Origin of the sequence: Otariodibacter oris (assembly GCF_009684715.1) — a bacterium.
GTDB lineage: Bacteria > Pseudomonadota > Gammaproteobacteria > Enterobacterales > Pasteurellaceae > Otariodibacter > Otariodibacter oris.
Map to the genome: position 1 here is coordinate 471914 of NZ_CP016604.1, position 13510 is coordinate 485423.

The following is a 13510-nucleotide window of genomic DNA, read 5'->3' on the forward strand; positions in this document are numbered from 1 at the left end:
TACGCACCATTGAAACGCTACAGCAATCTGTAGCGTTTTTTAGCGGGAATAGCTCAGTTGGTAGAGCACGACCTTGCCAAGGTCGGGGTCGCGAGTTCGAGCCTCGTTTCCCGCTCCATTTTAGCGTTTAGCCCGAGTGGCGGAATCGGTAGACGCAAGGGATTTAAAATCCCTCGCCTTTCGGGGCGTGCCAGTTCAAGTCTGGCCTCGGGCACCATTCTAAAATAAAAGATAGCACCTAAAGGTGCTTTTTTTATGTCTAAAATTCTTGTTTCAGTTATAAATATTCGTTTTACTTTTTCATGTTATATCAATAGATGTGTTGTGATATTGATGGGTGATGTGAAAAAAGTGGGCGTGGCTCTTAATAAAAAAGCCGACCATCGGTCAGCTTTAGAGATGTAATAGAATAGAGTATTACAATGATTATCGGCAAGTTGCACAAGTTGCAGCTGCTGAGAACATCCATACAAGTTTTTCTTGTTCTTTGATGTAATCACTCATTTGTGAAGCTGTACCTTCATCTTCTACTTCGTTAGCCACTGCTAAAATTTCACGTTGAAGTTTAAGCAATGTTTGGAAACCTTCTAAAGTACCAGATAAACATTGTTGAGCTGAGCTAACACCGATATCTTCTTTGATAAGAGATTCTTTTAAGTATTGGCTGAAGCCATTTGCTGGAACTTCATCTAAAGTTAAGATACGTTCTGCAACCTCATCAATTTTGATAATTAAATTATCATAAATTTCTTCAAATTTTGCGTGTAATTCGAAGAAACTTACACCTTTGATGTTCCAGTGATAGCCACGTACATTTGTGTAAAACACTTGATAAGTTGCTAGTAATTTATTTAAATCTGTTGCTAATTTTTTTGATGATGTGACATCTAATCCGATTGGGTTATTCATAATATATTCTCCTATTATTAATTTGCATGAATGAATAGTATTCTAAGTTCATGCTACCGTTAACAAGTTTAAGCAAAAAAAAACAATATGTGAAATGAATATAATTCATTCTTTAATAGATTGCAGCTATTAAAAAGATGATATTGATTTTCAATAATTATTTGATAATTATAATCAATGCTCTTTATTAATAATTTGTTGAATTTCTAACATAGTTTCTTGATCATTTTCCAATGCAATTTTTAAGAAAGCATCATTGTTAAATTGATCAATATTAGGGTTATAGACTTCGGCCATGAGTTTTACGCTGTGGCGATCGCTATAGAAGTAAGCTCTACCTACTTCATCTACAATTTCTTTATCCATACCCATTGCCTCAAGGGCCTTTTTACCTGTTCTTAGTGCAGAGTCAAAGGTTTCACGTACTTGAACATCTGCTCCTACTTTGAAGAGATCAAATACATGAAGTCGATCGTAGGCTCTTGCAATAATCTTTAATTGTGGATTCAGTTTTCGTGCAAGTTCTACAATTTGCAATGCTTGTTTTTTATCATCAATAGCGACAATTAATAATTCAGCACCCTCTATACCTGCTGCATGTAATAATTCTGGGCGACTTGCATCTCCATAGTAACTTTTAATGCCTCGTTTTTTCATTCCAGCAACCAATGCCGCATTTTTATCAATAACGGTTGGGTGGTAACCAGTCATCATGAGTAAATGGTTCACAACTTGTCCGAATCTACCTAATCCGATGATAATTGTTGGATGTTGTTCATCAATATGATCTGCCTCAGGTGCTTTTGCAACTCGTGCAACTTTTGGAATAACATATTTTTTATATGCAGCTAAACATAATGGTGTAAGTGCCATTGATAGCACGACAATCGCTGTCATACTTGCTTGCATATTTTCGTCAATTAAGCCCTGTGCCGCAGCAGTCGAGAAAAGAACAAAACCAAACTCACCACCCTGACACATAATAAATGCTCTATCTACTGCAATAGCATGACTATTTCGAGTTAATCGAGCAACGACATACACACAGAATGATTTAGTAAACATAAATGTTGGTACGCCTAAAAGTACCAATATCCAGTTATTAAATACAACGGAGAGATCTAATGACATTCCCACACTGAGGAAGAATAGCCCTAACAATAAGCCACGGAATGGTTCTATATCTGCTTCAAGTTGATGTCTAAAGCTTGACTCTGAAAGAAGAACCCCCGCTAAAAATGCCCCCATCGCCATTGATAATCCACCTAATTCCATTAATAAAGCAGAACCAAGTACCACAAGAAGTGCTGCGGCTGTCATTATTTCTCGAATTTTTGTTTTGGCGAGCATTTTAAATAGAGGGTTAAGTAACCATAACCCTGCTACAACAAGTAATGCGATAGATACACCTGCAATACCAAGTGTCATCCATACTGGTTCATCAGATGAAATATGATAAGGGGATAAGAAAGCGACAAACGCTAAAAGAGGTACAATCATTAAATCTTCAAAGAGAAGAATAGAGACTATTTTTTGACTTCGTTGAGAGGTCATGTCACCACGATCACTGAGTTCTTGCATCACAATTGCTGTAGATGTCAGTGTAAATCCTGCTCCAGCGATAAAGGCGACTTCCCATGCAAAACCCGCTAGGATTCCAAGAGAAACAACTGCTGAACCTACAATCAATATTTGAAAGGCTCCCACACAGAAAATATGTTTACGTAATCCCCAAATATGAGAGGGTTTCATTTCCAATCCAATAATGAATAAGAACATGACCACCCCAAATTCTGCGATGTGTATTATACTTTCTGAATCACTAAATAACCCGATACCAAAGGGACCAATAACAAGACCCGCTACTAAGTAGCCTAATACCGATCCTAGCCCTAAGCGTTTAAAAAGTGGTACTGCAACAACTGCTGCGGTTAATAATGTTACAACTCCAACAAGTTGATTAGCTCCTTCTGCTGCCATATATTTTCCTCTAATAATAGATTAAAATTTATTCTTTAAAATGAGCTAATCCATATTGATATAGCTCATTTTTTTTGTATCCAAAACTTTCTGCAACAATTGATGCTGCTTTTTTGAGGGGAAGTTCTTTACTGAGTATTCCTAATAATTTTGTTGCTTGTGGTGAAATGTCATCCTTATTAGATGATACCGATGCCCCCTCAATAATGAGGACTATTTCACCTTTTATACGATTAAGATCTTCATTGACCCAATCGATTAATTCTCCAACTTCTGAGCCATGTATTGTTTCCCACGTTTTTGTCAGTTCTCTCGCCATGACAATATATCGATTGGTACCAAATATTTTTTGTATATCTATCAATGAATCTAAGATTCTATGAGTTGATTCATAAAAAATCATTGTGCGAGTTTCTTCTAATAGTGAAGTTAATTTATCACAACGTCCTTTTGTTTTAGCAGGTAAAAAGCCCTCAAAACAAAACCTATCAGAAGCAATACCTGAACTACAAAGAGCTGTAATTGCTGCACAAGGACCAGGTATAGGAACCACCTTGATACCTTCTTGTCTGCAATGGCGTACGAGATGAAATCCAGGATCACTGATAAGAGGTGTACCCGCATCAGAAATCAATGCGATATTTAAACCATCTTGTAATTTTTCGACAAGCGTATTTACTTTTTGTTGTTCATTATGATCATGTAAAGCAAAAAAAGGTTTTTTTATGCCATAATGGCTTAATAATAATCCACTATGACGAGTATCTTCAGCAGCGATTAGATCGATACTTTTGAATATATTTAGTGCTCGTTGGGTAATATCTGCTAGATTACCGATTGGAGTAGCAACAATATATAATATACCTGATTGATCCATACAATGTCTGTTTTTCATTTGATTTTCGTTGGTTTGATCAGTAAGATTTGAACTAGGTAATTCTACACAAGAATCAATATTCTAATTTTCCAACTGATGGAGTAATAAAATGTCTACTATTCTAGTACAAAGTCGTACTTTTAGCCAAAAAATCAAACAAGTTTTCGTCCCTACTGCAATAGCGTTGTTTCTATCAGCTTGTACTGGCACTAATTTTTTTAAAAATGAAGTGACTGAGTCACTAAGAAATGCAGCATATTCTAGTTCTGAATTTTATATAAATAAGGCTGATACTTCCACAAGTAGAGAAGATCAACAAACTTATCGTCTTTTAGCTATTCGTAAATTACTTGATGAAAATAAAGTGGTAGAAGCTCAAAATACGATGGGAATGTTGAGTGTTGTAGAGTTTAATGAACTCCAACGTTTAGAATATAATTTACTTTCTGCACGTCTTTTTGCTATGCAAAATAAGAACGATCAAGCATTACAGTTACTCTCACAACTGCCTAAGAATACTCTGAGCCAATCTCAATCTTTACGTCTTTATGAAACTTATGCTCAAATTGCAGAGAATAGAAAAGATGTGATTGAAACTGTTCGAGCAAGATCATTAATGGATAATTATTTGACGGATAATCGAGTTCGACAAGATAATAATAATAAGATTTGGGCTACATTACGTAATGCAAATAGAGGAATGTTAGAGCATGCAACAGTTAATCCTGGTGAAATTGGATTAGCTGGCTGGCTATCTTTAATTGTAGCTTATAATCAAAGTATGGTGAATCCAAGTCAACTACCACAAGTTATTGAGAATTGGAAACGCCAATACCCAAATCATAGTGCTGCTCAGTTATTACCAACAGAGCTACAAAATATTGCAACATTTCAACAAACTCAATTAAATAGTGTTGCTCTATTGTTACCGTTAAGTGGAGATACAAAAGTATTAGGTGATATCATTAAGAAAGGATTTGATGAAGCGAAGGGTAATACAACAACTTATGTTCAAGTTTATGATACGAATACCTCACCTATCCAAGATGTGCTGAATCAAACTAGACAACAAGGCATTCAAACTATTGTTGGACCATTACTAAAATATAGAGTCGATGAAATCTTATCTAATCCAGAGACGCAAGATATTAATATATTGGCTCTAAATGCAACTCCTAATTCTAAGGCCATTGCTCAAGTTTGTTACTATGGATTAGCTCCAGAAGCTGAAGCGAGATCTGCAGCTGATCGTTTTTTAACTGATCGAGTGTCTACCGCGATCGTAATAGCACCTCAGGATGACTTTGGTATTCGTTCTGCCGATGCTTTTGCTCAACGTTGGAGACAATTAACGAATAAAGATACTAATATCCGGTATTATAGACAGCCATTGGAAGCAATTGATGCATTAAGAAATAATGGAGTAGCTCAGAGAAGTGGTGTTTATTTGTTAGGAAATGCAGGACAATTAATTGAATTAAAACAAGGTTTAGATAATGTAGGTCTTTCTAGCCAATTGGCTCTCTATACATCATCTCGTAGCAATTCACCAAATAATGGTCCTGATTTTAGATTAATGATGGAAGGTGTTAAATTTAGTGAAATTCCTCTTTTATCTGATTCAAGTTCAGATCTATATAGACAAGCTGATACCTTAGCAGGAAGTGATTTTTCTATGATGAGACTTTATGCTATGGGGGCTGATTCTTGGGCTATAGCGAATAAGTTTAATGAATTTCGCCAAATTCCAGGATATAAAATTTCTGGTTTGACTGGTGTGTTAAGTGCAGGGACTAATTGTACTATTGAGCGTGATATGACTTGGTTAGAATATAGGAATGGCTCAATTGCCCCAACGAACTAACCGTAGAGAGCAAGGACTGTATTTTGAACAAAAAGCTAGGTCTTTTCTAGAAGAAAAAGGTCTAGCTTTTATTGCACAAAATCAATTTTTCCGATGTGGTGAATTGGACTTGATTATGCGAGAAGGAAAAACTTTCGTATTTGTTGAGGTTCGTCAGCGTAAAAGTAATTATTTTGGATCTGCTGCTGAAAGTATTGATTTGAAAAAACAGGTAAAATGGTTGAAGTCAGCCAATCTTTGGCTATCAGCTCGAGGTCAAAGTTTAGATACCGCAGATTGTCGCTTTGATGTAATTGCTTTTGAAGGGAGTAATCAGCTTACTTGGATAAAAAATTTTTTAGGATAATATGTTAGATAAGATTCAAGACCGCTTTGCTGAGAGCATACAAATTCAAATTGCAACAGCAGATGTATTACCTCAATCAATAAATACGGCTGCCAATAAGATTGTAAATTGTTTGCTTACTGGTCATAAAGTTATTGTGTGTGGTCATGGGCGCTCTTACATTAATGCACAATTACTTGTTAGCCATTTATTACATCGTTATGATTTAGAAAGACCAAGTTTATCTGCTCATTTATTACATTTTGATGGTGTATTAGCGAGTCAATTAAGTCAAGAAAATAATGTACAGTATATTTATAAAAAACAATTACAGGTTGTCGCAAATAAAGACGATATTTTTGTTGCATTTTTACCTATCGGAGATGAAACTTGTGTACTCAATGCTATAAGCTATGCAAATAGTGAAGATTTAACAATTCTTGCATTTACAAGTAGTCGAAATGATCATACTCAAGGATTATTAGGAGATGGTGATGTTGAAATATCGATTCCGTCAAATAATGAAATGAGAGTTATTGAAGGGCATTTATTCTGTATTAATTTAATTTGTGAATTGGTTGATAACTTACTATTTAATCCAACTTCAAACTATTAAGGGGTTATTATGTTACTGAAAATAAAAAGTAAAAAATTTGGAATTATTGCACTTACCTCAACTATATTTTTATTGCAGGGGTGTATTACGACAGCTGTTGTTGGAACAGCTGCAGTAGCAACAAAAGTAGCAACTGATCCAAGAACTGCAGGGCGTCAAATTGATGATGAGACTCTAGAAGAAAGGGTAGCTTATAATCTAAATAGAGATGCTCAACTTCAGGAAGAGGCAAGAATTAATGTTGTTGCTTATGATGGACGAATTTTATTAATTGGTCAGGTTCCTAATGAATCAGCTAAACAAATAGCTCAGAATGTTTCTGGTGGTGTTGAAGGTGTCCGTAATGTTTATAATGAAATTCGAGTAGCTCCTAAAATAACTCTTGGGCAAGTCAGTAAGGATAGTTGGATTACGACTAAAGTTAAATCTCAGTTATTATTAAATGCAGAGGTCAAAGCAACAGATGTGAAAGTAATTACTGAAAATGGGGAAGTTTTCTTAATGGGAAATTTATCTCCTACACAAGCTAATGCAGCAGCTAATGTTGCAAAATATGTTAATGGAGTGGTAAAAGTAGTAAAAGTTGTCATAGAAAAGTAGAAAGGTAAGGTTTATATTTTACTATCAAAAAGACGAGTACACGACTTATCGCTAACTCGTCTTTTTGAACATTTTCTTTAATATTTTACTTCGTGACCATAACCTTCTAAAACTGTTTTGATGTGTTCTAACGATTCTTTTGTGGGTGGTTGCACATCTTCTAATTCGTATTTATAGCCTAACGTTTCCCACTTGTGAGCCCCTAGTCTATGGTACGGCAGTAATTCGACTTTTTCGATATTCTTCATGCCCTCAATAAATTTACCCAAACGATGAACAGAATCATCATCATCAGTATAACCGGGAACAACTACGTAGCGGATCCATGTTAGTTGGTTACGTTTTTCCAGATATTTTGCAAATTCCAAAGTACGTTTATTTGAGACACCGATTAAATTTTGATGAATTTCATCATTAAGTTCTTTGAGATCGAGTAACACAAGATCGGTGTTGTCCAGTAATTCATCAATAGTCTGATCGTAATGACGTACAAAACCATTGGTATCTAAGCAAGTGTTAATGCCTTCTGCTTTACACGCTTTGAACCAATCTTTTACAAATTCTGCTTGCAGAACAGCTTCTCCGCCTGAGGCAGTCACTCCGCCACCTGTTGCACGCATAAAATGTTTATAGGTTACGACCTCTTTCATTAGTTCTTCGACTGAGATTTCTTTTCCACCGTGAAGATCCCAAGTGTCACGATTATGACAATATTTACAACGCATTAAGCAGCCCTGTAAAAATAGGATAAAGCGGATTCCTGGACCATCCACAGTTCCGCAAGATTCATAAGAGTGGTAACGAGCTACTGACATTATATTTCCTTAAAATTGTAAAATTTGAATGAGATCAGACCGCTTGCAAGCAGTCGCTTTTAGAGTACTTTTTGCCAAACATTTTGTGGTAATAAATATACACCATTATCGGCTTTTTCACCTTCTCCAACAATATGTCCGATACCACTTGCCATCACTGCTAAGGTTACATCGAAGGCATTTAAACTGTCGCCATAACCTGCGGTTAAATTAAACATTGATCCATTGGCTAATAGATAAATAACTTTATCGTCGTTATCATCAAGATGATACGCATTAATGTAAGGCATTGGCTCTTTCATTTTGTAGTTTGTTAAGAAATCGACATCAATTTCTTCAGCAACGTGACCCACATTCAAAATGAATACACCTGATTTGACTTGTTGTAATAAATCGCCTGAAAGGACATTTTTAGCCCCTGTTGCTGTCGCAATTACATCCGCAATTTTAACTGCTTCAGCCAATGGCATCACTTGCCAGCCATCGTATTGAGCTTGTAAAGCACGAGCTTTATCAATTTCTGCTACAATCACTTTGCCACCATAAGCTTTTGCTGCGGCTGCTACACCTTGCCCAACTAAGCCATAACCAATAACGACTACTGTTTTTTCGTGAAGGGTTAAGTGTGTTGTCTCAAAAAATGTATGCCATGCGGTTAAACCGACCATGTGGCGATTATGCAGACCTTCTTTTACCGGTAAATCATCCCAGTTAAAAATAGGGTAGTTTGGTGTTAGACCATTTAGGCGATTAATACCCGAACCCGTTGCCTCTAAGCCTGCTTTGACGTTAGTTTTAATATTTTCATTATGAATAAGTGCAGTAATATCCGATCCCATTTCGCATAAATGAGTAGGATTCCAAGCGAGTGCTTCTCTAAAACTTTCTTGCCAATCAGCATATTCCATATTTCGCCATGCTTTTGCTTCTGCACCATGGTTCATTAAGTAAGCGACCACATCATCTTGAACAGTCGTTGGATTACAAGTTGTTAAGAAGACTTTAGCCCCTTTATCTAATAAGCCTTTTACAAGGGGAGCCATTTTTAGATCAAGGTGCATATTACACGCCAATCGTACATGAGAAAGGTCAGGTAATGCCTCTACTGCTGCACGGGTTCTTGTCATATGTAATGTTGCCCAATCAAGTTCAGCTGAAAAATTATCGTACACAATCACTCCTCAATATATTAATTATAACTCTTATCACATTTATCTATTTTAAACTGATATATACCATTTTCATAGTGTGCTACAGATATTTCATTTGATGAAATAAAATATATCTTATCTTCAGTATTATAATATTCAGTGCATCGTTTTGGGGAATCTGTGTAAAATATATCAGAGATGGAGTTTTTTATAATCATGTTATAAGTATCATTGTTATTTATTTTGTCAATAAAATATAAAGAGTTAATTATATTGCATACAATAAATATTAAAATTATTGCACTTAAAATATAAATAAACCAACTCGGGTGATTGCTTGTTTTTTGTAAAAAAAAAGGGTAACTAATAATTATTGGTGTAAATGCATTTATAAGTAAAATTATAAAACAGAATCCAAATATCAAAGAAAAAATAATTAAGTAAAACTCATTAAATTGTTGATATCCATAACCAAAAATAAAAACAATATCTTCAGACAATAATTTTAAAAAGTAATATCCAGTAGCTAGTACTATGATATCTAGTATATAATTACCTTTTATAAAATAATTGAAAAATTTTTTATTGTAAAAATTTAATATTATATAGTAATAAACCGTTAATGTTGGTATTGATAGAAATAGTATAGATATAAAATCTTTATAAGAATTTAAGTGATTTATATTATATATATTTAGATAATATATTAGTTGAGATAATATTATGGAAATAATATAGAAGTAATATTTGTTCTCTTCTGCCTCTATATATTTCTTAAAAGATAATAACGTTTCTTTTATTAATTCAAAATTATGTAAAAATAAAGTTAAGAATAATATTCCAATAAGGAAAAATTCGAAAATATTTATATTTATTGTATAAGACAAAAATAGTATCGTAATTATAGTATAATATTTGATCATAAAACTAAGCCATTAGAAAAACCTCACTTCTTCTGATTCAGAAATGAGGTTTGATTTCTAATTAAATTTTAATAGCTTTTACATTGTTTTTGTAAAGGTACGAGTGATAACGTCTTGTTGTTGCTCTTTAGTTAAAGAGTTAAAACGTACTGCATAACCAGATACACGGATTGTTAATTGTGGATATTTTTCTGGATTTTCCATTGCATCCAATAACATTTCACGGTTCATTACGTTTACATTTAAGTGTTGTCCACCTTCTACCGCAGCTTCGTGGTGGAAGTAACCATCCATTAAACCTGCTAAGTTACGTTTTTGTGCATCGTAATCTTTACCTAATGCATTTGGTACGATAGAGAAGGTATAAGAGATACCATCTTTCGCAAAAGCAAACGGTAATTTAGCCACAGATGTTAATGATGCTACCGCACCTTTTTGGTCACGTCCGTGCATTGGGTTTGCACCTGGTCCGAATGGTGCACCTGAGCGACGACCATCTGGAGTGTTACCTGTTTTCTTACCATATACCACGTTAGAAGTGATTGTAAGTACAGATTGTGTAGGTACAGCATTGCGGTAAGTTTTGTGTGTTTGAATTTTCTTCATGAAACGTTCAACTAAGTCGCATGCGATTTCATCAACACGGTCATCATTGTTACCAAATTGTGGGTATTCACCTTCAATTTCGAAATCCAGAGCAACGTTTGATGCCACTACGTTACCATCTTTATCTTTAATATCACCACGAATTGGTTTAACTTTTGCATATTTAATTGCTGCAAGTGAGTCTGCTGCAACTGAAAGTCCTGCGATACCACAAGCCATTGTGCGATATACATCACGATCGTGTAATGCCATTAATGCCGCTTCGTATGCATATTTATCGTGCATAAAGTGGATGATATTTAGTGCTGTCACGTATTGTGTTGCTAACCAATCCATGAATGAATCCATACGAGTCATTACTTTATCAAAGTCTAATACTTCGTCTAAGATTGGCTCAGATTTAGGACCAACTTGCATACCTGATTTTTCATCAATACCACCGTTGATTGCATATAGCATAGTTTTCGCTAAGTTTGCACGCGCACCGAAGAATTGCATTTGTTTACCCACAACCATTGGGCTTACACAACAAGCAATAGCGTAGTCATCACTGTCGAAATCTGGACGCATTAAGTCATCGTTTTCGTACTGTACTGAAGAAGTATCAATAGAGACTTTCGCACAGAAACGTTTAAAGTTTTCTGGTAAGCTTTCAGACCAAAGAATAGTTAAGTTTGGTTCTGGTGATGGGCCCATTGTGTATAGAGTATGTAAAATACGGAAGCTGTTTTTAGTTACTAATGTACGACCATCAAGTCCCATACCACCAAGAGTTTCTGTTGCCCACATTGGGTCACCAGAGAATAATTGATCGTATTCTGGTGTACGTAAGAAACGAACCATGCGAAGTTTCATTACTAAGTGGTCAATTAATTCTTGAGCTTCTTGTTCTGTGATTTTGCCTGCTTTTAAGTCACGTTCAATATACACATCTAAGAATGTTGAAACACGACCGAAAGACATTGCTGCACCATTTTGTGATTTAACTGCAGCTAAGTAAGCGAAGTATGTCCATTGTACTGCTTCTTGTGCGTTAGTTGCTGGGTTAGAAATATCATAACCATAAGATGCAGCCATTTCTTTAATTTGAGCTAATGCACGGTGTTGGTCAGCGATTTCTTCACGTAATTGAATGGTTGCTTGGATATCTTCACCATTTTCTAATTTCTTTTGTAAAGAAGTAAATTGATTTAATTTATCTTTCATTAAGAAATCAACACCATAAAGTGCCATACGACGATAGTCACCAATGATACGACCACGACCATAAGCATCTGGTAAACCTGTGATTACCCCTGATTTACGGCAACGTAAGATATCTGGAGTATAAACATCGAATACACCTTGGTTATGAGTTTTACGATATTCTGTGAAGATTTTTTCTACTTCTGGATTAAGTTCACGACGATAAACTTGGCAAGAACCTTTCACCATTTTGATACCACCAAATGGCATGATTGCACGTTTTAATGGAGCATCTGTTTGAAGACCAACAATTTTTTCTAAATCTTTGTTAATGTAACCTGGAGCGTGTGAAGTAATTGTTGATGGAATATCTGTATCAATATCATACGGTTCGTGGGTTTTGTTTTCCACTTTGATTTTTTCCATCACATCGTCCCACAATGTTTTTGTTGCAGGAGTTACTTCAGCTAAAAATGATTCATCACCTTCATAAGGTGTGTAGTTTTTTTGAATAAAATCACGTACGTTTACTTCTGTTTGCCACTCACCTGGGGTAAAACCTTCCCATGCTTTCATTTGAGCTTCTGTTAGTTGAGTCATTGTAAAACCTCGTTAGTTAATAAGTAAAATGAGATTACAAGCGGTCGAATCTGTGCAAAATTTTGCAATAATCTTACCGCTTACAAAATTCTTTCTAGTGCTTTCTTAAATGCAAGAACCACTGCACTAAACCAATAAAGAATGCACCCCCGACAATGTTGCCTAAAGTTACTGGAATTAAATTTTTTACAACAAAATTAGCAATGGTTAAATCTGCATATTGTACAGGGTCAATACCAATAGCTGTCCAGAACTCAGGACTCGCACCAGAATGGATTAAAATTCCCATCGGTATCATAAACATATTTGCCACGCAGTGTTCAAAACCTGATGCAACAAACATCGCAATCGGTAAAATCATGATAAAAGCTTTATCTGTTAAGCTTTTACCGGCGTACGCCATCCATACTGCGATACAAACCATTAAATTACAGAAAATACCTAAGCTGAATGCTTCAATCCAAGTGTGATGTACTTTATGTTGGGCTGTTTGTAAAATAGTCAAGCCCCATTTTCCATCAGCTGTCATTATTTGACCACTTAGCCACACCAATAGAACAATAAAAATTGCGCCAACAAAATTACCACTATAGACAACAAACCAGTTTCTTAGCATTTGTAGTAAGGTAATTCGTTTACTGGCTTTTGCAACAGCAGTCATCGTTGATGAAGTAAATAACTCCGCACCAAATACAACACACATAATGATCCCAAGAGAGAAAACGGTACCACCGATTAGCTTAGAGACTCCCCAAGGGAGTGTTTCTGCTCCAACTTGAGTGGTTGCATAAAATACGAAAGCAATTGAAATATAAGCACCTGCGGTAATAGCGGAGATAAAGGAGTAAAATTGTTTTTTAGTGGCTTTATATACTGCACCATCTTCAGCAATTTTAGCCATTTCAGCGGGTGAAAACATGGTTATCCTTAAACTAAAGTTTCAAAATTTATAAAATTTTTTGAGAATTATAGCCCTGTTCGCTTTTTACTTAAATAAATTTCATAAATAAAATAAATAAAGTAGAATGGTTTGTTGATCCATGTCAAATTTGATCTTTT

The 13510-nt window shown here is 35.2% G+C and carries 12 protein-coding genes and 2 tRNA genes; 7 read left to right on the plus strand and 7 right to left on the minus strand.

Annotated elements, in window-relative coordinates; translation table 11 throughout:
• Window positions 1–42: 42 nt before the first annotated feature.
• The 3 genes from A6A10_RS02225 to A6A10_RS02235 all read left to right on the plus strand — a co-directional run bounded on the left by A6A10_RS02225 (window position 43) and on the right by A6A10_RS02235 (window position 405).
• Window positions 43–118, plus strand: a tRNA-Gly gene (locus A6A10_RS02225).
• 12 nt (window positions 119–130) lie between these two features.
• A tRNA-Leu gene (locus A6A10_RS02230) sits at window positions 131–217 on the plus strand.
• A gap of 38 nt (window positions 218–255) precedes the next feature.
• On the plus strand, window positions 256–405 hold the full coding sequence (locus tag A6A10_RS02235; RefSeq protein WP_154399690.1) for a hypothetical protein: 150 nt from the start codon (window positions 256–258) through the stop codon (window positions 403–405).
• Between the two features lie 21 nt (window positions 406–426).
• Here A6A10_RS02235 and A6A10_RS02240 read toward each other — a convergent pair whose 3' ends face one another.
• The 3 genes from A6A10_RS02240 to rsmI all read right to left on the minus strand — a co-directional run bounded on the left by A6A10_RS02240 (window position 427) and on the right by rsmI (window position 3784).
• Complete coding sequence (locus A6A10_RS02240) at window positions 427–909, minus strand: Dps family protein (RefSeq protein WP_121123406.1); 483 nt, start codon at window positions 907–909, stop codon at window positions 427–429.
• 174 nt (window positions 910–1083) lie between these two features.
• On the minus strand, window positions 1084–2889 hold the full coding sequence (locus A6A10_RS02245; protein ID WP_121123408.1) for a monovalent cation:proton antiporter-2 (CPA2) family protein: 1806 nt from the start codon (window positions 2887–2889) through the stop codon (window positions 1084–1086).
• A gap of 28 nt (window positions 2890–2917) precedes the next feature.
• Window positions 2918–3784, minus strand: coding sequence for a 16S rRNA (cytidine(1402)-2'-O)-methyltransferase (rsmI, locus tag A6A10_RS02250; RefSeq protein ID WP_121123410.1), 867 nt, complete (start codon window positions 3782–3784; stop codon window positions 2918–2920).
• Window positions 3785–3875: 91 nt separating this feature from the next.
• Here rsmI and A6A10_RS02255 point away from each other — a divergent pair, with 91 nt between their 5' ends.
• From A6A10_RS02255 to dolP, 4 genes are read left to right on the plus strand one after another with little or no spacing between them, the layout of a single operon-like run.
• Window positions 3876–5630, plus strand: a complete 1755-nt coding sequence (locus tag A6A10_RS02255; RefSeq protein WP_121123412.1) for a penicillin-binding protein activator — start codon at window positions 3876–3878, stop codon at window positions 5628–5630.
• On the plus strand, window positions 5605–5976 hold the full coding sequence (locus A6A10_RS02260; RefSeq protein ID WP_121123414.1) for a YraN family protein: 372 nt from the start codon (window positions 5605–5607) through the stop codon (window positions 5974–5976). Before A6A10_RS02255 ends, A6A10_RS02260 begins: the two co-directional genes overlap by 26 nt.
• 1 nt (window position 5977) lies before the next feature.
• Window positions 5978–6571, plus strand: coding sequence for a D-sedoheptulose-7-phosphate isomerase (locus A6A10_RS02265; protein WP_121123416.1), 594 nt, complete (start codon window positions 5978–5980; stop codon window positions 6569–6571).
• Window positions 6572–6580: 9 nt separating this feature from the next.
• Window positions 6581–7171: a division/outer membrane stress-associated lipid-binding lipoprotein gene (dolP, locus tag A6A10_RS02270; RefSeq protein WP_121123418.1), complete on the plus strand. Its 591-nt coding sequence runs from the start codon at window positions 6581–6583 to the stop codon at window positions 7169–7171.
• A 77-nt stretch (window positions 7172–7248) separates the two neighbouring features.
• Here the strand turns inward: dolP and pflA are convergent, their stop codons facing one another.
• The 4 genes from pflA to focA all read right to left on the minus strand — a co-directional run bounded on the left by pflA (window position 7249) and on the right by focA (window position 13370).
• Window positions 7249–7986, minus strand: a complete 738-nt coding sequence (gene pflA / locus A6A10_RS02275) for a pyruvate formate lyase 1-activating protein (protein ID WP_121123420.1) — start codon at window positions 7984–7986, stop codon at window positions 7249–7251.
• Between the two features lie 59 nt (window positions 7987–8045).
• Window positions 8046–9158, minus strand: coding sequence for an adenosylhomocysteinase (locus tag A6A10_RS02280; protein WP_121123423.1), 1113 nt, complete (start codon window positions 9156–9158; stop codon window positions 8046–8048).
• Window positions 9159–10138: 980 nt separating this feature from the next.
• Window positions 10139–12451 (minus strand): formate C-acetyltransferase, encoded by a 2313-nt coding sequence (pflB, locus tag A6A10_RS02285; protein ID WP_121123427.1) that lies wholly within the window; start codon window positions 12449–12451, stop codon window positions 10139–10141.
• Window positions 12452–12545: 94 nt separating this feature from the next.
• Window positions 12546–13370, minus strand: a complete 825-nt coding sequence (gene focA / locus A6A10_RS02290; RefSeq protein WP_121123429.1) for a formate transporter FocA — start codon at window positions 13368–13370, stop codon at window positions 12546–12548.
• Between the last annotated feature and the right edge of the window lie 140 nt (window positions 13371–13510).